Annotated in this window: 21 protein-coding genes; 13 read left to right on the top strand and 8 right to left on the bottom strand. The window is 65.3% G+C overall.

Annotation, left to right across the window (positions count from 1 at the left end):
• The first annotated feature begins 179 nt into the window (after positions 1-179).
• The 4 genes from ptsP (at position 180) to ACFO5X_RS00620 (ending at position 5,908) form a co-directional block, all read left to right on the top strand.
• Positions 180-2,423 carry a phosphoenolpyruvate--protein phosphotransferase gene (gene ptsP, locus ACFO5X_RS00635; protein ID WP_380714920.1) on the top strand — a complete coding sequence of 748 codons (2,244 nt, stop codon included), beginning with the start codon at positions 180-182 and terminating at the stop codon, positions 2,421-2,423.
• 385 nt (positions 2,424-2,808) lie between these two features.
• Positions 2,809-3,462, top strand: coding sequence for a flavin reductase family protein (locus ACFO5X_RS00630; RefSeq protein ID WP_380714918.1), 654 nt, complete (start codon positions 2,809-2,811; stop codon positions 3,460-3,462).
• Positions 3,459-4,466 (top strand): ornithine cyclodeaminase family protein, encoded by a 1,008-nt coding sequence (locus ACFO5X_RS00625; protein WP_380714916.1) that lies wholly within the window; start codon positions 3,459-3,461, stop codon positions 4,464-4,466. The genes ACFO5X_RS00630 and ACFO5X_RS00625 overlap by 4 nt, the downstream gene beginning before the upstream one ends.
• Positions 4,466-5,908 carry an aromatic amino acid lyase gene (locus ACFO5X_RS00620; RefSeq protein ID WP_380714915.1) on the top strand — a complete coding sequence of 481 codons (1,443 nt, stop codon included), beginning with the start codon at positions 4,466-4,468 and terminating at the stop codon, positions 5,906-5,908. Before ACFO5X_RS00625 ends, ACFO5X_RS00620 begins: the two co-directional genes overlap by 1 nt.
• Positions 5,909-5,912: 4 nt before the next feature.
• On the opposite strand, the gene ACFO5X_RS00615 is transcribed toward ACFO5X_RS00620, so the two are convergent.
• The 3 genes from ACFO5X_RS00615 to ACFO5X_RS00605 are packed head-to-tail and all read right to left on the bottom strand — an operon-like array spanning position 5,913 to position 7,924.
• Complete coding sequence (locus tag ACFO5X_RS00615) at positions 5,913-6,704, bottom strand: metal ABC transporter permease (RefSeq protein ID WP_380714913.1); 792 nt, start codon at positions 6,702-6,704, stop codon at positions 5,913-5,915.
• A complete protein-coding gene (locus ACFO5X_RS00610; protein WP_380714911.1) occupies positions 6,705-7,448 on the bottom strand; it encodes an ATP-binding cassette domain-containing protein in 744 nt (247 codons plus the stop codon).
• Positions 7,445-7,924 carry a Fur family transcriptional regulator gene (locus tag ACFO5X_RS00605; protein ID WP_380714909.1) on the bottom strand — a complete coding sequence of 160 codons (480 nt, stop codon included), beginning with the start codon at positions 7,922-7,924 and terminating at the stop codon, positions 7,445-7,447. The genes ACFO5X_RS00610 and ACFO5X_RS00605 overlap by 4 nt, the downstream gene beginning before the upstream one ends.
• Before the next feature lie 92 nt (positions 7,925-8,016).
• Here ACFO5X_RS00605 and ACFO5X_RS00600 point away from each other — a divergent pair, with 92 nt between their 5' ends.
• On the top strand, positions 8,017-9,015 hold the full coding sequence (locus ACFO5X_RS00600; protein WP_380714908.1) for a zinc ABC transporter substrate-binding protein: 999 nt from the start codon (positions 8,017-8,019) through the stop codon (positions 9,013-9,015).
• Between the two features lie 214 nt (positions 9,016-9,229).
• On the opposite strand, the gene ACFO5X_RS00595 is transcribed toward ACFO5X_RS00600, so the two are convergent.
• From ACFO5X_RS00595 to ACFO5X_RS00575, 5 genes are all read right to left on the bottom strand, one after another.
• Complete coding sequence (locus ACFO5X_RS00595) at positions 9,230-10,315, bottom strand: calcium-binding protein (protein WP_380714906.1); 1,086 nt, start codon at positions 10,313-10,315, stop codon at positions 9,230-9,232.
• Between the two features lie 86 nt (positions 10,316-10,401).
• Entirely contained in the window at positions 10,402-11,460 is a 1,059-nt protein-coding gene (locus ACFO5X_RS00590) for a YeeE/YedE family protein (protein ID WP_380714903.1), read from the bottom strand.
• Between the two features lie 24 nt (positions 11,461-11,484).
• Positions 11,485-11,820: an ArsR/SmtB family transcription factor gene (locus ACFO5X_RS00585; protein WP_380714900.1), complete on the bottom strand. Its 336-nt coding sequence runs from the start codon at positions 11,818-11,820 to the stop codon at positions 11,485-11,487.
• Between the two features lie 10 nt (positions 11,821-11,830).
• The gene (locus ACFO5X_RS00580) at positions 11,831-12,319 is read right to left on the bottom strand and encodes a GlcG/HbpS family heme-binding protein (protein ID WP_380714898.1); all 489 of its coding nucleotides are present in this window, start codon (positions 12,317-12,319) and stop codon (positions 11,831-11,833) included.
• Positions 12,316-12,684, bottom strand: a complete 369-nt coding sequence (locus ACFO5X_RS00575) for a hypothetical protein (RefSeq protein WP_380716353.1) — start codon at positions 12,682-12,684, stop codon at positions 12,316-12,318. The genes ACFO5X_RS00580 and ACFO5X_RS00575 overlap by 4 nt, the downstream gene beginning before the upstream one ends.
• 97 nt (positions 12,685-12,781) lie before the next feature.
• Between ACFO5X_RS00575 and ACFO5X_RS00570 the strand changes: the two genes are divergently transcribed.
• From ACFO5X_RS00570 to ACFO5X_RS00535, 8 genes are all read left to right on the top strand, one after another.
• Positions 12,782-13,519, top strand: coding sequence for a cytochrome c biogenesis CcdA family protein (locus ACFO5X_RS00570; RefSeq protein ID WP_380714896.1), 738 nt, complete (start codon positions 12,782-12,784; stop codon positions 13,517-13,519).
• A gap of 23 nt (positions 13,520-13,542) precedes the next feature.
• The gene (locus ACFO5X_RS00565; protein ID WP_380714895.1) at positions 13,543-14,127 is read left to right on the top strand and encodes a thioredoxin family protein; all 585 of its coding nucleotides are present in this window, start codon (positions 13,543-13,545) and stop codon (positions 14,125-14,127) included.
• Between the two features lie 128 nt (positions 14,128-14,255).
• Positions 14,256-14,732, top strand: coding sequence for a sulfur oxidation c-type cytochrome SoxX (gene soxX, locus ACFO5X_RS00560; protein ID WP_380714894.1), 477 nt, complete (start codon positions 14,256-14,258; stop codon positions 14,730-14,732).
• A 44-nt stretch (positions 14,733-14,776) separates the two neighbouring features.
• Positions 14,777-15,199 carry a thiosulfate oxidation carrier protein SoxY gene (gene soxY / locus ACFO5X_RS00555; RefSeq protein WP_380714893.1) on the top strand — a complete coding sequence of 141 codons (423 nt, stop codon included), beginning with the start codon at positions 14,777-14,779 and terminating at the stop codon, positions 15,197-15,199.
• Between the two features lie 23 nt (positions 15,200-15,222).
• The gene (gene soxZ, locus ACFO5X_RS00550) at positions 15,223-15,552 is read left to right on the top strand and encodes a thiosulfate oxidation carrier complex protein SoxZ (RefSeq protein WP_380714892.1); all 330 of its coding nucleotides are present in this window, start codon (positions 15,223-15,225) and stop codon (positions 15,550-15,552) included.
• Positions 15,553-15,579: 27 nt separating this feature from the next.
• On the top strand, positions 15,580-16,443 hold the full coding sequence (soxA, locus tag ACFO5X_RS00545) for a sulfur oxidation c-type cytochrome SoxA (RefSeq protein ID WP_380714890.1): 864 nt from the start codon (positions 15,580-15,582) through the stop codon (positions 16,441-16,443).
• Between the two features lie 128 nt (positions 16,444-16,571).
• Positions 16,572-17,837 (top strand): sulfite dehydrogenase, encoded by a 1,266-nt coding sequence (gene soxC, locus ACFO5X_RS00540; protein ID WP_380714888.1) that lies wholly within the window; start codon positions 16,572-16,574, stop codon positions 17,835-17,837.
• On the top strand, positions 17,821-18,903 hold the full coding sequence (locus tag ACFO5X_RS00535; protein WP_380714887.1) for a c-type cytochrome: 1,083 nt from the start codon (positions 17,821-17,823) through the stop codon (positions 18,901-18,903). The genes soxC and ACFO5X_RS00535 overlap by 17 nt, the downstream gene beginning before the upstream one ends.
• The last annotated feature ends 216 nt before the right edge of the window (positions 18,904-19,119 follow it).

The raw sequence follows: 19,119 nt of genomic DNA, 5'->3' as shown, positions 1-19,119 counted from the left end.
AGATTTTCTTAGGGATTTCCGAGGCATGTCACTGCGTCTTTGATGGGCGCTTTCCGCTTTCCGTGGCGGCGCCTGCGGGTTCCGGGTTCGAAACCCGTTTCGCTTTGCGGTCGGGTGTGGTCTATAGGCACCGAAGGACGCAGTCTCGCCGAGATTGCAGGAGGAAGCCGGACGCCGTGATGGACGAACGCACGGACACCGAAAGCCGCAAGCTGTTGCAGCGGCTCAGGGACACGCTGGTCAGCGGGGACGCTGGGCAGGCGCGGCTGGACAAGATCACCCATCTGATCGCCGACAGCATGGGAACCGAGGTCTGCTCGATCTACCTGTTCCGGGACGAGGATACCCTGGAACTCTGCGCCACCGAGGGTCTGATGCCCGAGGCGGTGCACCAGACGCGCATGCGCATGGGCGAGGGGCTGGTGGGCCGGGTCGCGCGCACCGGCGAGGTCATCAACACTCCCAACGCCCCCGCCGAACGCGGCTTCCGCTACATGCCGGAGACGGGAGAAGAGCGGTATACCTCCTTCCTGGGGATCCCGATCCAGCGGCTGGGCGAAAAGCTGGGCGTGCTGGTCGTGCAGTCGCGCGATCCGCGCCAGTTCTCGGAGGACGAGCTTTACGCGCTGGAAGTGGTGGCGATGGTTCTGGCCGAAATGGCCGAGCTGGGCGCTTTTGTGGGCGAGGGCGCGGCACTTTCCGCGCGCCACCAGCATCCGGTCGTGTTTCGCGGCACCTGCGGGCAGGAAGGCGCCGCTGAAGGCCGGGTCTGGCTGCACGAACCGCGCGTGGTGGTCGCCAATCCCATCGCCGACGACCCCCAGCGTGAGCTGGAGCGCCTGCATGAGGCGGTCGATCAGCTGCGCGTCAGCGTCGACCAGATGCTCGAGATGAGCCGGAGCGGCGACAAGGACCAGCTTGAAGTTCTCGAAGCCTATCGCATGTTCGCCAATTCCCGCGGCTGGATGCGCCGCATGGAAGAGGACATCGGACGCGGCCTTTCGGCCGAGGCGGCGGTCGAGAAGGAACAGAGCCTGGCGCGGGCGCGCATGGACCAGGTGCAGGACAGCTATCTGCGGGAACGGCTTGCGGACCTCGACGACCTGTCCAACCGCCTGCTGCGCATCCTGACCGGGCAGGGGGCCGATACGGGCGCCGAAATGCCGGCAGACCCGATTCTGATCGCCCGCAATATCGGCCCGGGCGACCTGCTGGAATACGGGCGCAGCCTGAAGGGCATCGTGCTCGAGGAGGGCTCGGTCGGCAGCCATGCGGCGATTGTCGCGCGCGCGCTGGCGATTCCGCTCGTCGTTCATGCCGGCCATATCACCACCGAGGCGCTGAACGGCGACCATATCCTGGTCGATGGCGACCAGGGCATGGTCCACCTGCGCCCCGAAGACACCATCATCGGTGCGTTCCGCGACAAGGTCGCGATGCAGGCGCAGGCGCAGGAGCAGTTCGCCTCGATCCGCGATCTTCCGGCGCAGGCGCTGTGCGGAACCTCGGTCAGCCTGCACATGAATGCCGGGCTGATGGCGGATCTTCCGTCGCTGGCGGGGTCCGGGGCCGAGGGCGTCGGACTGTTCCGGACCGAGCTGCAATTCCTGATCCGCAACCAGATGCCCAAGCGCAGCGAGCTGAGCGCGCTTTATTCCCGTGTGCTCGATTCCGCCAAGGGCAAACGGGTCGCGTTCCGGACGCTCGACATCGGGTCGGACAAGGTTCTGCCCTACATGAAGCCTACCGACGAACCCAATCCGGCGCTCGGCTGGCGGGCGATCCGGGTGGGTCTCGACAAGCCGGGTGTGCTGCGTATGCAGCTTCAGGCGCTGCTGCGCGGGGCGAAGGGGCGGCCGCTGACGGTGATGTTCCCCTTCGTCGCGCAATACGAGGAATTTGCCGCCGCCCGCGCCGAACTGGACAAGACCATCGCACGCGAAAGGATCCTTGGGCATCAGCTGCCGGCCAGTATCGAGGTGGGCGCAATGGTCGAAACGCCATCGATGGCGTTTGCGCCCAAGCGCTTTTTCGACGAGGTGCAGTTCGTTTCGATTGGCGGCAACGATCTCAAGCAGTTCTTCTTCGCCGCCGACCGCGAGAACGAACGGGTGCGCCGTCGCTATGACACGCTCAATGTCAGTTTCCTGAACCTGATCGAGCGCATCGTGGGCCTCTGCGCCGAGTCGAAAACCCCGTTGTCCTTCTGCGGCGAGGACGCGGGCCGCCCGATCGAGGCTCTGTGCTTTGCCGCCATCGGCTTGCGCACCCTGTCGATGCGCCCGGCGTCCATCGGTCCGGTCAAAAGCCTGTTCCGACGCGTCAATCTGGAAGAGGTCGCCGCGGTCATCCGCACCGCTTGCGCCAGAGGCGATTCCACGGTGCGTCCGGCGTTGATGGATTACATCCGCTCGCTTCCCTAGGTTTCTAAATTAATTTCAACCACTTGTTGTCCGTTCTTGGTGAAGAGCGCAAACTTTCCTTGCGCTTATCCCGGATCCGCTCAAACCCCAGACCCCCTTCGGATTGGCCGGCTTTTCCACCGATTTCTCGGGCCATGACGCTGTTCAACGGCGGATGAAGTCGCGGAGGCTCCATTTTATCCCCAGGAGGGGTCAGGATTCTTGTCCTATTCTGATATTACTAAAGATCATCCACATTATTCCTGTCTCTTTGTGGATAACTTGCGCGCCCGTCGCTCCGCCCGCGAAAAGCCGGCCTGACAGGGCCAGTTACCCCTCATTTTCCCGGCATTGACCTTTCCTTCACGTCAAAGTCACATCGGTGCCAAACCGGAAAGGAATCTCAATGATTTACGCGCCGCAGTCCGAACCTTGCCCATTGCCATTCTCGCCGTTCAAATCCTGCACGGTGCCCCGGCCAATCGGTTGGCTCTCGACGATCAGCCGGGACGGCGTCGCCAACCTCGCGCCCTACAGCCAGTGGCAGAATCTGACCTTCGATCCTCCGATGGTGATGTTCGCGGCCAATCAGACCAGCGATGGCCGCCGCAAGGATACCGTGGTCAACGCCGAGGAAACCGGCTGGTTCGTCTGGAACATGGCGACCTACGACCTGCGCGAGGCGGTCAATATCTCCGCGATGGAGCTGCCCAGCGACGAAGACGAATTCCTGCGCGCGGGCGTGACCAAGGCCGCCTGCGTCGATGCGCCGGGCCCCCGCGTCGCCGAAAGCCCCGCCCATTTCGAATGCCGCTATCTCAGCACCCATCGCCTGCGCGGCAATTCGAACCACGGCTGGGTCGATGTCGTCTATGGCGAAGTCATGCGCATCCACGTTGCCGACGAGGTGATCACCTCCGAGGGCAAGCTCGACATTCCCCGGATCAAGCCCATCGCCCGGATGGGCTATTACGATTACACTACCGTCATCGAAACCTTCGAGATGCGCATTCCCGAAGCCCATGCCGCAATGGCGGCCGGCCTGGAGGGAAAGGCATGATCGAACCGGCCGTCTATCTGGACTATCTGAACCGCTTCGACATCGAAGCCGCCGGGATCACCGATGGAGAAATCCTCGACGCGATCACCGAAAGCCTGGCCATGCAGGGGCGGGGCGAGACGTCGATCGAACCGAGGATGCACATCCGGCCGCGGGCCGGCGTTGAGGGGCATTTCAACGTGCTGCGCGGCTGGATCGGCGGCGAGATCGACAGCGCCGGCACGAAGGTGGTGGGCGATTTCGTCGATAACTACAAGGAAGGACGCCCGTCGGAATATGGGTTGCTGACACTGTTCGATCCGCGCAACGGCGCTCCAAAGGCACTTATCGACGCGACCGGCATCACCGAAATGCGCACCGGTGCAATCACGGCGCTGGGGGCAAAGCATCTCGCGCCCTCCAATCCGCGCATCCTGGCCCACATCGGTGCGCGGGGCACGGCCTATTGGAACATCCGCCTGCTGTGCCATCTCTATGACTTCGACGAGGTGCGGGTGCATTCCCGCCGCAAGGAAAGTCGCGACGCCTTCGCTGCCCGCCTGTCGGCGGATTTGAAGCGCGACATCGTCGTCACCGAAGACTGGGAAAGCTGCGTGCGCGGCGCGGATATCGTGGTCGAGGCCTCGCGCCTGCCCCAACCGACGCCCCTGCTGAAAACCGAATGGATCAAGAAAGGCGCGCTGGTCATCCCCTATGGCACCATGTCGGCGGTCGAACTTTCGCTGACCGACATCGCCGACAAGGTGGTGATGGACGACTGGGGGCAGGCGCATGGCATCTTCGGGTCCCTGCGCGCGCATGTCGACAGCGGCCGGCTGACGGCCGAGTCGCTTCATGCCGAACTTGGCCAGATCGTGGCGGGGGTGAAGCCGGGCCGCGAAAGCGATGACGAAACCATCTTGTTCTGGCACCGGGGCCTGTCGCTGTCGGACATTGCGCTGGGCCACGCGATGCTGACCAAGGCCAAACGGCTGAACCTGGGCCAGCGCCTGCGGTTCTACTGATGCGCCTTGGATCGCGTGCCACGCTGGCCGAATTCTCGGCGCTTGATGCGCTGGATGTGCCGAAGGCGGTGCGGGACCGTCTGCTCGCCGACCGCGCGATCGTCGATGCCGCGGCCGAGGGGGACGCACCGGTCTACGGGTTGAACACCGGGCTCGGCGCCAACCTGGGCCACCGCATCGCGCCGGGCGATATCGCCCGCTTTCAGCGCCAGCTGTTGGAAGGGCGCGCCGTCGCGGTCGGTCCGCCGCTGCCAGAACCCACCGGGCGCGCTGTGCTGCTGGCCCGTCTGGTTTCGATCCGCGGTTCGGGTATTTCGCTGGAGATGTTCGATCACCTTCTCGCGGTCTATGCCTCGGGCCTTTCGCCGGTCGTTCCGGCCTTTGGCTCGATCGGGGCGGGCGATCTGACGCAGAACGCTGTCTGGGCGTTGGCGCTGCTGGGCACCGGCCGGATGTGGTGCGCGGGCGAAATGGTCGGGGCCGGCGAAGCCTTGGCCAGTGTGGGGCTGGTGGTGCCGGACCTGCGCCCGAAGGACGCGATGGCGCTGATCAATCATGGAGGTCTGTCCTCGGCGCTCTCTTCGCAGGCCTTGCAGGCAAGCGCCGAGGCACTGGCCATGGGGCGGGCCGCCGCGCTGCTCTCTTACGCGGGCTATGACGCCAACCGCGACATCTTTGCCCCCGAGGTCAACGCCCTGCGCCCCGCGCCGGGGCAGGGCGAGACGGCTGCCTGGTTCGCCGAACGCCTGACGGGCGCGCAGACTCCGCGCCGCGTGCAGGAGGCCCTGAGCTTTCGCACCGTTGCGCCGGTTCTGGGTGCCGCGCTCGACGCGCAGACGCGGGCCACCGCAATCTGGTCGGACGAGGTCAACGGCCTGTCCGACAGTCCCGCGGTTCTGGGGCGGGACGCCATGCGATCGACGCCGAATTTCCACGGCCCCGCACTGGCGCTGGCACTGGAATCGGTCGCGCTGGCCAATGCGATGACCGCCAATGGCGCGCTGCATCGCTGCCAGCGAATGATGAACCCCGACCTCTCGGGCCTGCCGCGCTATCTTTCGCCGGAAGGTGGTGCCTCGGCCGGGATGGTTCCTGCGCAAAAGACCGCCGCTGCGCTGCTCTCGGAGATTCGCCGTCATGCCATGCCGGTCACGCTCGATCCGGCGCCGGTCTCGGACGCGGTCGAGGACATGGCGCCGATGACCCCGCAGGCAGCGCGCAAGCTGTCGGAACAGGCGGAGCCGCTGCGCCTTCTCGCGGGATACGAGGCGCTGGTGGCCTGTCAGGCCATCGATCTGCGCGGGCAGGAACCCCCTCCGGCTGTCGCCGCACTGCACCGGGCGGTGCGCGCGCAGATTCCGCCGCTTGGCCCCGACCGTCCGCTGGGCGGCGCCATCGAGACGGCGGCGCAGGTGCTGACAGAGACGGCAGAGCCTCTTTAGCGCCTTACCGTCCCCGCAGTGCGCCCAGCGCAGTTGTCACCACAAAGATGATCGTCGCCGCGCAAACAATGCTCGGCCCCGCGGGCGCATCGAAGTGGTAGGCGCCCCACAGGCCGGCAAGGGCGGAAATCGCGCCGATCATCGCCGCTACCAGCGCCATCGCCTCGGGCGTGCGCACCAGGGGGCGCGCCGCCGCCGCCGGAATGACCAGCAGCGCCGCAATCAGCAGGACGCCAACCACCTTGATCGCGACGGCCACCACGGCGGCCAGCGCCAGGGTCAGACCGAATTCCTCGCGCCGCGGATCGATTCCGGCGGACCGGGCGAGATCCGGGTTCAGCGTCGACATTAACAGCGCCTGCCACCGCCAGACCGTCAGCGCCAGCACCGCCAGCGCTCCGGCCCAGGTCACCGCCAGATCGGCGCGGCTGACGGCGAGGATATCGCCAAAAAGGAAGGCCATCAGGTCGATCCGCGTGTCTGTCAACAACGCCACGGCGATCAGCCCCAGCGCCAGAGCGGAATGCGCGAGGACGCCCAGAACCGTGTCGGCGGCATAGCCCCGCCCGGTCAGACCCGAGACGGCGCTCGCCATCGCCAGAGCGGCCAGCAGGATCATCGGCAGCATCGGCAACTCCAGCGCCAGCGCCAGCGCGACGCCCAGCACGGCGGCGTGGGCCGTCGCTTCGCCGAAATAAGCCATCCGGCGCCAGACCACGAAACAGCCCAGCGGCGCGGCGGCCAGCGCGACCCCCACACCGGCCAGCGCCGCGCGCACCAGGAAATCGTCGAGCATTCAGCCGGCCTCGTGATGATGATGGGCGTGGTCGTGATCGTGGCTGTGTTCGTGCCGGTAAAGCGCCAGCGCACCCTTGGTGCCGCTCCCGAACAGCGCCCGGTATTCCGGCGCGCCGGCAACGATCTCGGGTGTGCCTTCGCAGCAGACATGGCCGTTGATGAACAACACCCGGTCCGAGGCCGCCATCACCACATGCAGGTCATGGCTGACCATCACCACCGCGCAGCCAAGCTCCGTCCGCACCTCCTCGATGCGGCGGTAAAAGGCGGCCGAGCCGGGCTGATCCAGCCCCTGCGTCGGCTCGTCCAGCAGCAGGACCTGCGGGTTGTCCATCAGTGCCCGCGCCAGCAGCACGCGCTGGAACTGTCCGCCGGACAGGTCCTTCATCTGACGCTGCGCCAGATCCGGCACCCCGGCCTTGTCGAGCGCTGCGGCGATGGCCGCGGCCGAGACCCGGCGGGGAAGGGACAGGAAGCGCCCCACGGTCATTGGCAGGCTGGCGTCGATTGCCAGTTTCTGCGGCACATAGCCGATGCGCAGCCCCTCGGCCCGTTCGATATGCCCGGCGCTCAGCCGCACCGCGCCGATCAGCGCCTTGAGCAGGGTCGACTTCCCGGAGCCGTTCGGACCGACAATGGTGACGATCTCGCCCGGGTGGATCTCGATGTTCACATCGGTCAGGATGTCGCGCCCGTCCAGCCGGATGCCGATACCGCGCGCCGCGATCAGGGGCGTGCTCACGCGGCTTCCTCGGCGCAGGCGGGGCACAGGCCCTCGGCCTCGACCACGATCCGTTCGATGGTGAAATGCGCCGCTTCGGCCGCGCGCCCCAGCCGGCCCTGTTCCAGACCGGTCTCGGCCTCGGCCACGGCCTTGCAGGCGCGGCAGATCAGGAAGGCCGGGACATGGTCGTGATCGAGATGGGCGCAGGCGGCATAGGCGTTCAGCCGTTCGATGCGGTGGGCGAAACCGTGTTTCACCAGGAAATCCAGGGCGCGATAGGCGACCGGCGGCTGGGCGCTTTGGCCTTCGGCGGCCAGGCGTTCGAGGATGTCATAGGCTCCCATCGCCCGATGATCCTGCAACAGCATCTCCAGCACGCGCCGCCGGATCGGGGTGAACTGCAATTTCTGCTCAGCGCACAGCGCTTCGGCGGTGCGCAGGGAATCGGCGATGCAGCCAGAGTGGTCGTGGCGGTCGAAACCGATGGCGGTCATGGGCTCGTCTCCCTTCTGAAGGTTCGGGTATTGATATGTTATAACATTTCATTTAACAACCCGAATCTCGGATATCGAAAGAAGGTGCCACGATGAGACATTTCCTGCCAGCCGTCCTGACCTGCCTGCTGGGCACAACCGCGATGGCGGAGGTGCCAAAGGTCGTCGCCGATATCGCGCCGGTTCATGCGCTGGTGGCGCGGGTGATGCAGGGCGTCGGCGTGCCGGAGCTGCTGCTGGCGCCGGGCCAGTCGCCTCACACCGCCTCGATGCGCCCTTCACAGGCACGTGCCATGCAAGAGGCGGGGCTGGTGGTCTGGATCGGACCGGAACTGACACCCTGGCTGCAAAAGCCGGTCGAAACTCTGGCCGGCAACGCCCGGCATCTGGACCTGCTGGAGGTGGATGGAATCCAGATCCGCACCTACCGCGATCCGGGCGCGGAGGAGGACCATGGCGAACATGACGGTGAGGAACACGCCGAACATGACGGGCACGACAGCCACGATCACGCGGATCACGACGATCACGACCATGAAGATCACGCCGAGGGAGAGGAGCATCATCATCACTCGGGCACCGATCCCCATGCCTGGCTCGATCCAGGCAACGCCGCGATCTGGCTGGGCGCCATCGCCGAAGAACTGGCCGCGGTGGATGCCGAACACGCCGAGGCCTTTCGCGCAAATGCCGCCGCAGGGGCTGCCGAGATCGCCGACCTGACTGCCGGGATCGAAGCGCAGCTGACTCCCGTCAAGGGCAGCCAGGTCACCACCTTCCACGATGGCTTTCAGTATTTCGAAGGCCGGTTCGGCATCGTTTCGGTCGGTACCCTAACGCTTGGCGATGCCTCTTCGCCCAGCCCGGCGCGCGTGGCGGCGCTGCGTGATGTGCTGGCGGATAAGGGCATCGCCTGCGTCTTCACCGAGCCGCAGTTCGACGACCGGCTGATCCGCGCGGCGGCCGAGGGCAGCCCGGCGAAGATCGCAGTCCTCGATCCCTTGGGCGCCCAGCTGGAGCCGGGGGCGGACCTTTATCCCCGGCTGCTGGCGGCAATGGCCGACAGCATCGCGTCCTGCCTTAAACCGTAAGAAAAATGGGGCCCCCTAGGGGGCCCCGAGTGCTAGGGACTTGGGCCATCGGGGCCGATGTGGCTCCGGACCGGGCCAGGGCGCCGGCAGGCACGGCGCGACTGGCTGGCAGCATCGTCACTTGGAATGGGTGCCGCGAGGATGCCGGACCGACTGTGCGAGGGGCGAGTCGGCTGCGGCCACCATGGCGTCCCCAGGTAACGGGGGCATGACGTCAGAAGATGAAGTCGCCGTCGACCAGATCGGCCTTGGACAGGCCGTTGAAGACGATTTCGAACCCGTAAACCGTGTTGTAGTCCAGCTTCAGGACAGCGCCATGGGCCGTATCCGTGACCATCGTCATCAACTCGGCGAAACTGGTGTTCTCGTTGCTCAGATGGACGGTGATGTCGACCTTGTCGATGCCCGGCTGGAAATCCTGGATTGTGCCGGTCTGATAATAGCCAAATTCGAACGTATCCGCCCCGGCGCCGCCAAAGACCTTCATTTTTTCCGGATAGAGATCACGATCGGTGTCAGACGACAGCCACCTGAGAGTGTCGTTGCCTGCGCCGCCCCGGATCACGTTGATCGCGTCAAAGCGGGTGCCGCCGTGGTTGAAATTGATGATATCGTCTCCCGCGCCACCGTTCACGATCAGACCGACGCCATAAGCCTGAATCCGGTCGCTGCCCGTGCCGCCAGCGATACGGCTGAAATCGCCATCGGTGCGCAGGGAATCCTCACCGGCGCCACCAATGATGCGGCTGTAATCGCCGCTGGCTTCCAGCTTGTCGCTCCCGCCGCGTCCGTTCACCGCGGCGTTGGCCGCGCTGGTGTAGAAGGTGTCGTCGAAACGGGAACCGAGAAAACTCTCCACGTTGAAGATCGCCTGCACCGTGCCATCGGCCAGCGTGAGTGTATTGGCCGCAATCGACGGATAGCTTTGAACCAGACTGGTCGCGTTGACCACAACACCGCCCTTCCAGTCCGAGGCGTCCAGCGTATCCAAGCCGGCGCCACCGTTGATCCGGTCTGTGCCGGCGCTCACCTTGATCGTGTCGCGCCCGCCGCCGCCGAAAACCTTGTCGCGGCCCGCGCCGCCATCCAGAGTGTCGTTGCCGGCTCCGCCTTCCAGCCGGTCGTTGCCCTTCAGTCCCCGCAGCACGTCGTTGCCGCCGAAACCCTGGATCAGATCGCTCTGCCCGGTTCCGTCGAGCGGGTTGTTCTTGTTGTCGCCGGGAACGGGATTAAGCGGGACAGGTCCGCGTGCAGCAAAGGCGAAAGCGTCGTCATTCAAAATATCTGTACCGGGAAGCACGGAAAATCTCCTGAAAATATGGTCAAAAAAATTAGGATGTCAGCACTATGCGCTGCCGCCGATCAAGGTTCAAGCCGCGCCGCGCATCACTCGGCCAGGCGGAACCCTTCGATCAGCTGCCGCAGCCCCAGCGCCGCGCCGGCGAAGATCGCGCAGATCGTCAGCGGCGCGCTCAGCGCCAGAACGCTCATCGCCGAAAGGCCCTGACCGACGGTGCAGCCAAGCGCGATCACCGCGCCGGCGCCCATGATCGCCGCACCGATGATCTGGCGGCGCAGCTCGCGCGGATCCTCGCAGGCCTCCCAGCGGAACCGCCCCTGCATCAGCGAACCGGCAAAGGCGCCCAGCCAGACGCCCGCCACCGAGCCGACGGCGAAGGACAGCGGCCGCGCGCTGCCGGTCATGGCGAACAGGATCGTCTCGCCGACCGGCGCGGAGAAGCTGTGCGAGACCACCGGCGTGGCAGCAAACCCGTGCGCCTGCACCCAGGCGGTGCCGGCCCAGCCCGAGACGATGGCCACGGCGACCACCAGCGACCAGGCCACCGCGCGGCCATCGCGGCGGAAGGCGCGGGACCACAGGGCCAGGACGCAGATGCCGATCCCGACCGCGATGCCGACCCCGGCTACCGGCAGATGCACCAGCCCGGCCAGTTGATGCGCGAGCCCGGGCAGGATTCCGTTGGTCTCCGGCTCCTGATGAAACAGCAGGTCGCGCAGCGGCGCGAAGGGTCCGGCCAGCACGGCATAGGCCGAGACGCCCATGACCAGGACCACGACGAACGACCTGAGGTCGCCGCCACCCAGCCGCGCGATGGCGCCATAGCCGCAGTTGCCCGCCAGGGCCATGCCATAGCCGAACATCAGCCCGCCAACCACCGCCGCCACCGGCATCCAGCGGATGGAAAGGTAATAGCTCGCGCCGCCCTCCAGCAGCCCTGCGCCGATCAGCGCAAAGGTCCCGATGACAGACGCGCCGACCGCCAGCGCCCACATCCGCAGCCGGATGTCCGAGCCACCGTACAGCGCGTCCTCGATCGCCCCCAGCGAACAGAAGCGCCCCAGTCGCGCGGCCAGACCCAGCAGGACGCCGCCGAACAGACCGACGGCCGCCACCAGCTGGGTCTCCGAAGCCCAGGCCATCATCGGCGTTCCCTCCCCGAAACCCCGTCAGTCCTCGCTGCAGAACAGCTCGTAGACCACTTCCAGAATACGCCGCGGCCGGTCATCAGCCAAACGGTAATAGATCGCCTTGCCGTCGCGGCGCGGAATCACCAGTCCCTCGAGCCGCAGGCGCGACAATTGCTGCGACACCGCCGCCTGCCGGGCGGCCAGCAGCTCTTCCAGCTCGGTCACCGACTTCTCGCCCGTCACCAGATGGCACAGGATCATCAGCCGACCTTCGTGGCTGATCGCCTTGAGAAAGTTCGACGCCGTGGTCGCATTGTCGACCATGCGGTCAAGCTCTTCCTCGGAGGTGTCTGGGGTGAACCGGGGCAGGGCCATACGCGCTCCTTCAGAAGGCGATGTCGTCCGCGATGGCCGCAATGCCGGCCTCCGCGCAGATTTCGTCAAGCTCGGGTCCGGGCGCGCCCGAGACGCCGATGCCGCCCACCATGCCGCCGCCGCCTTCGTTGATCATCAGCCCGCCGCCAAGCGGCAGAGCCTCGCTTAGCAGGCGGATGCCCGACGATATCTGCCCGGCTTCGGTGCTGGCCGCCAGATCGCTGGTCGCGGTGCGGAAACTGACCGCGGTCCAGGCCTTGCGGCGCGAGGTTTCGTAGACATGCAGGCCAGCAAAACGGTCCCGCACGAAGGCCTGCGGGAGGCCGGAACGATCGACCACCGTCACGCCGACCTGATAGCCTTGGTCGCGGCAGGTTTCCATCGCCGCAACTGCGGCGCGCAGGGCCAGTTCCGGCGTCAGCACCTGGAAATCGACCAGCGCGTCCTGCGCCGCGGCAGTTCCGGCGGTCATCGCCAGAGCCAGCGTGAATGCCTTCATGAACCCTCTCCCTTATAATCCGAATGGCTGCGCAACAGTTCGTCCAGCAACGGCCAGAAGAATTGATCGCCCGGGTAGCCTTCAAGACGGGCCAGTTCCCTGTTGTCTTCAACCAGCAGGAAGGTCGGCGTGAACAGCACCCTGCGCGCGGTTTCGAGTTCTGGGGGGATCGCGCGCAAGTCGACCCGGCGCAGCGGCGCGAAGCGGCCCTCGGCGGTATTCGGATAGGCCGGCGCGATTTCGGCGTCCCATCGGGCGCAGTAGATGCAGCCGGCCTGTTCGACCATGACAAGCTCGACGGCACGGGCCGAAAGAGCGCTCAGCACCAGGGCGAACGCGGCGAGCACGATTTTCATTCGGTTCATCAGGCGACCCGTTGACCTTTCCGTCTTCCACAACATAATTTGAATATGTGAATAGATCAAGCTGCCCGGCAGGGCAGCCCGCGGGGGAGGCGGCCTGATGCTCGATATCACCCTGATGGGTGCGCTGCTGGCCGGAGTGCTCAGCTTCTTCACCCCCTGCATCCTTCCGATGGTGCCCTTCTACCTGTCCTACATGGGCGGGCTCAGCATGGCCGAACTGCGCAGTGACGGCGCCATCGCGCCGGGCGCGCAGCGCCGGCTGATCGCCTCGGCCGTGGCCTTTGCGTTGGGCGTGACGACGATCTTCATGGGGCTGGGCATGGGCGCTACTGCGCTGGGCAGCCTGTTCGGCCAATATCTCGAACCTCTGTCCTGGGTCGCCGCCGCGATCCTCGTGGTATTCGGGCTGCATTTTCTGGGCGTGATCCAGGTGCCGCTGCTCTACCGTCAGGCGCGCATGGAATCGACGGCGCCCGCGACCACCTTCTTCGGCGCCTATCTCATGGGCCTGGCGTTCGGTTTCGGCTGGACGCCCTGCGTTGGCCCGGCGCTGGCCTCGATCCTGATGATCGCGTCGGGCCTTGGCGATATCTGGCGCGGCGCATTGCTGCTTTTCGTCTACGGCGTCGGCATGACCGCGCCCTTCATCGTTGCGGCCTTCTTTGCTAAGCCATTCCTGGCCTGGGTGCAGCGCCACCGCGCCGCCTTTGCCTGGGTCGAAAAGGGCATGGGCGTCATGCTGATCGTCTTCGCTCTCCTCATCGTGACGGGGGGCGTGAACTGGATCGCGCAATTCATGATAGACTGGTTTCCGGGCTTCCAGTCCGTGGGATAACCCGTTCGAAGGAGGGGAACGACATGAAGCATTTTCTGGCAGGGCTCTTCGCCCTGGGTCTGGCGGCGCCGGTGGCGGCGACGGAGGTGGGCATGGGCGACGACGGGCTGCACAAGTCCGACTGGATGCGCGACACCTTCAAGGATCTGCGCGAGGACCTGGCCGAGGCCAATTCCGAGGGCAAGCGCCTGGTGCTGCTCTTCGAACAGCGCGGCTGCATCTACTGCACACAGATGCACGAAGAGGTGTTTCCCCGTCCCGAGATCGACAGCTACATCCGCGACAACTACTTCGTGGTCCAGCTCAACCTGCATGGCGACACCGAAGTCACCGATTTCGACGGCACGGTGCTGAGCGAGAAACAGATCGCGCGGCGCTGGAACATCCTGTTCACGCCAACGATTCTCTTCCTGCCCGAAGAGGTGCCGGAAGGCGTTACCGCACCGCAGGCCGCGGTCGCCGTCATGCCGGGCGCCTTTGGTCCGGGAACGACCCTCGACATGTTCACATGGGTCAACGAGAAACGCTATCTGCTTGAGGATGGTGAGGATTTTCAGCGTTACCACGCCCGGAGAATCCAGGAACGCAACAACGGCAAGACCGACTGATCCGTGCGGGTCACAAGTAAAAATTCAAACTCATGAATTTGTTGTTGCGTAAGCAGGGCCGGCTGACCTAGTTTGGCAAGACAGAGGAGGCCGGGCCGCGTGCGGCGCGCCACTCCGAGGGAGGGACCATGAAAAAACTGATGATCACCACCGTCGCGCTCTCCGCGCTCGGAATCGGCGCGGCGCTTGCCGAGGGCACGGTCGCCCCGGCAGACGTCAAATTCGAGGATGGCGCCGTCGCGATGTCGCTGACCGGCGTGCCCGGCGATCCGGCCAACGCGCCTGACATCATCGACAAGAAGGGCGGCAACTGTGTTGCCTGCCACCAGATCTCCGCCCTGCCCAACCTGGCGTTCCCGGGCAACATCGGCCCCGCGCTCGACGGCGTGGGCAGCCGCTGGAGCGAAGCCGAACTGCGCGGCATCGTCAGCAACGCGAAGATGACCTTCGAGGGCTCGATGATGCCCTCGTTCTACAAGACAGACGGGTTCATCCGCCCCGGTGACGGCTTCACCGGCAAGGAGCCCGCAGGCCCGCTCGAACCGCTCCTGACCGCGCAGCAGGTCGAGGACGTGGTCGCCTATCTGATGACCCTCAAGGACTAACGCGCGCCCCCGGGCCGCATATGCTTGCCAAGGAGTAAACCGATATGGAGTTCACACGACGCGAAACGCTCGCCCTCGGCCTCGGGGCCGCGGCGCTGAGCGTTCTGCCGTTCCGCGCGGCCCAGGCCGCCACGGCGGACGAGCTGATTGCCGAATTCACCGGCGGGGCCGCGCTGGCCGATGCCGGCGTCACCCTGACCGCGCCCGAGATCGCCGAGAACGGCAACACCGTTCCGATCGACGTCTCGGCCCCCGGCGCCAGCGCGATCCTGGTGCTGGCCACCGGCAACCCGACGCCGCCGGTCGCCACCTTCAACTTCGGCCCGCTGGCCGCATCGCAGGCCGCTTCGACCCGGATCCGTCTTGCCAAGACGCAGGATCTCGTCGCCATCGCCAAGCTGGCGGATGGCAGTTTCGCCAAGGCTTCGGCCACGGTGAAGGTTACCATCGGCGGCTGCGGCGGCTGAGTTCTCAAAAGGAGATCAAAGACATGGCATCTGGTGTCAAACCCCGGGTCAAGGTTCCGAAAACCGCCGCCGCTGGCGAGGCCGTCACCATCAAGACGCTCATCAGCCACGAGATGGAAAGCGGTCAGCGCAAGGACAAGGACGGCAACGTCATTCCGCGCTCGATCATCAACCGCTTTACCTGCACCTTCAACGGGCAGAGCGTCATCGACGTGACGATGGAGCCGGCGATTTCGACCAACCCCTATTTCCAGTTCGAGGCCACCGTGCCCGAGGCAGGCGAGTTCGCCTTCACCTGGTATGACGACGATGGGTCGGTCTACGAGGACAAGCAAGCCATCTCAATTGGCTGAGCCAGGCTCAGAGGGAGGAACCACAATATGACAAGACTGCACAGGGCAACGACCCTTATCGGTGCGGCATTGGTCTCTGTCGGCCTCGCGCTGCCGGTGCTGGCCGACGAGGACGCCAAGCTGGTGATCAACGGCGATATCGAAATCTCCACCCACGCCCCGGCTCCGGAGCATCTGGACGGCGCTCTGAGCGAGGTGATCTCGGGCTGGGTTTTCCGTTCGGAAGAGACACAGGCGCTCCAGATGGACGACTTCGACAACCCCGGAATGGTCTTCGTCGACAAGGCCCAGGAGGTCTGGAACGCCGTTGACGGTACCGAGGGCAAGTCCTGCGCGTCCTGCCACAACGATCCGGCCGAGAGCATGAAGGGTGTCCGCGCGGTCTATCCCAAGTGGAACGAGGCCGCGGGCGAAGTGCGCACCATCGCGGCGCAGGTCAACGATTGCCGCGAGAACCGCATGGGTGCCAAGCCCTGGAAATACGAGGGCGGCGAGATGGCGCAGATGGAAGCGCTGATTGCCCTGCAATCGCGCGGGATGCCGGTCGACGTGGCGGTGGACGGCCCGGCCCAGTCGACCTGGGAAAAGGGCAAGGAAATCTATTATACCCGCTATGGTCAACTCGAACTCAGCTGCGCGAATTGCCACGAGAACAACTATGGCAACATGATCCGTGCCGACCACCTGAGCCAGGGCCAGATCAACGGCTTCCCAGCCTATCGCCTGAAGAACACCAAGCTGAACACCGTGCACGACCGCTTCAAGGGCTGCATCCGCGACACCCGCGCCGTACCGTTCAAACCGGGCGGGCCGGAATTCGTCGCGCTGGAACTCTATGTCGCCAGCCGGGGCAACGGTCTGTCGGTCGAAGGCCCGTCGGTCCGCAACTGAACCACGATCCCGCGCCCAGCCAGGGCGCGGGATTTTTCGTCTAATATCAATTCACACATGCGAATGTGTAGCGAATTGAACGGTCTTTGCGGCGGGCATCGGCCCGCAAGAGCATAAGGAAGGAAACCATGAGCAAGGGATCCAAGACGACCCCGTCGCGCCGACAGTTCCTGTCCGGCGCAGCGGTTGCCGGGGCGGGGCTTGCCGTTGCCGGAACGGCCCGCGCGGCAGGCGATCCGCTGATCACCGAGGTTCAGTCTTGGGCCCGCGGTCTCGGCGATGGCGTCGATGCCACGCCCTACGGGCTGCCGATCAAATATGAGACGGATGTGATCCGCCGCAACGTCCCTTGGCTTACCGCCGATTCGATCAGCTCGGTCAATTTCACGCCGATCCATGCGCTGGATGGCACGATCACCCCGCAGGGCTGCGCGTTCGAGCGGCACCATTCGGGCGCGATCGAGCTGGCCAAGGACGATTATCGTCTGATGATCAACGGGCTGGTCGAGACGCCGCTGGTCTTCACCTATGCCGACCTTGAACGCTTCCCGCGGGTCAATCACGTCTATTTCCTCGAATGCGCCGCAAATACCGGCATGGAATGGGCGGGCGCACAGCTGAACGGCGCGCAGTTCACCCACGGCATGATTCACAACATGGAATACAGCGGCGTGCCGCTGAAGACCCTGCTCGAGGAAGCCGGCTACGACACTGCCGCCAAGTGGATCTATGTCGAGGGGGCCGATGCCTCGTCCAACGGGCGCTCGATCCCGATGGACAAGGCGCTGGACGACGTTCTGGTCGCGTTCAAGGCCAATGGCGAGGCGCTGCGCAAGGAACACGGCTATCCCGTGCGTCTCGTGGTGCCCGGCTGGGAGGGCAACCTCTGGGTCAAATGGCTGCGCCGGATCGAGGTCACGGACGCACCGGTGGAAAGCCGCGAGGAGACGTCGAAATACACCGATACGCTGGATGACGGCACCTCGCGCAAGTGGACATGGGTGATGGACGCCAAGTCGATCATCACTTCGCCCAGCCCGCAGGCGCCGATCCAGCACGGCCCGGGGCCGATGGTCATCACCGGCCTGGCCTGGTCGGGACGGGGCGCGATCACCCGCGTGGATGTCAGCAAGGACGGCGGCAAGAACTGGGAACCCGCCCGGCTGGCCAAGCCCGGCGAGCGCATGGCGCTGACGCGCTTCTATCTCGACACCATCTGGGATGGCCAGGAGATGCTGCTTCAGGCCCGCGCGATGGACGAGACGGGTTATGTTCAGCCCACCAAGGCGCAACTGCGCGAGGTACGGGGCGAAAACTCGATCTATCACAACAACTGCATCCAGACCTGGTGGGTGCAAGAACAAGGTCAGGTCGAAAATGTCGAAGTATCTTAATGGCTTGGCAGGCGTCCTAGCTGGGACGCTGATTTTCACCCTCCCGGCGCAGGCTGAAAAGCTGGGTCTTGGGCGCCCCGCGACAGACGATGAGATCGCCGCCTGGAACCACGACGTGAACCCCGCCGGCGCCGGTTTGCCGGTCGGGTCGGGCTCGGTCGAGGACGGCGAGGCGCTGTTCGGCGACTACTGCGCGATCTGTCACGGCGACTTCGCCGAGGGCGTCGACAACTGGCCGAAACTCGCCGGCGGGCAGGGGACCCTGAACCGCAAGGATCCGCTGAAGACCGTCGGCTCCTACTGGCCGCACCTCACGACGACCTGGGATTACGTCAACCGGTCCATGCCGTTCGGCAACGCCCAGACGCTTACCACCGACGAAGTCTACGCGGTGGTCGCCTATATCCTCTATTCCAACGATCTGGTCGAAGACGACTTCGTTCTGTCGAACGAGAACCTGCTGGACATCGAGCTGCCCAACAAGGACGGCTTTATCGTCGATAACCGCCCCGAGACGGAATATCCGAAGTGGTCCGGCGAACCCTGCATGACCAACTGCAAGGAAAGCGTCGAGATCACCATGAAGGCAATGGTTCTGGACGTGACCCCGGAAGAGACCAAGGCCCGCAAGGTGCAGGAGATGATCAAGGCCACCAACCCGCGCAATGCGCCGGCCGCCGAGGCGGTGCCCGCCGCGGCCGAGGCTGCCAGCCCGGCGGCCGAGTCTCCGTCCGCTGTGCCCGACGCCGCACTGATCGCCAAGGGCGAGACCGTGTTCAAGAAATGCTCGGCCTGCCATCAGGTGGGCGAGGGCGCGCAGAACAAGGTCGGGCCGGCCCTGAACGGCATCGTCGGCCACCCGGCCGGCGCGATCGACGGCTTCCGCTACTCCAATCCGCTGAAAAAAGCGGCAGAGGATGGGTTGATCTGGGACGAGGCGGCGCTCACTCAGTTCCTGAGCAAGCCGCGCGATTTCATCAAGGGGACCAAGATGTCCTTCGCCGGCCTGAAGAAGGATGAGGATATCGCTGCAGTCATCGCCTATCTGCGCAGCCTCTCGCCGTAAATCCGTCGCCCCCTGCGCCGCCCGCTCCCTCTCACAGGGGGGCGGGCGGCATTGCGTCTGATGGCTCACCCGGCAGCGACGCGACAATTTTTCGGGCGCTGCGGGATTGATCGCTCGCAGGCAACGCCCCAAATAGGCGGGGTGACAAAATCAACAACTCGTTAATCGTGCGCGCGCCGCTTTCGCCCCCTGGCCCTTGCGGCCCCCCGAGGGCGA

The sequence above is a fragment of the Seohaeicola nanhaiensis genome, from assembly GCF_042654245.1.
Taxonomy (GTDB): Bacteria; Pseudomonadota; Alphaproteobacteria; order Rhodobacterales; family Rhodobacteraceae; genus Seohaeicola_A; species Seohaeicola_A nanhaiensis.
The sequence above is the reverse complement of the archived record's forward strand: the minus strand, read 5'-3'. Positions and strand labels throughout refer to the sequence as shown.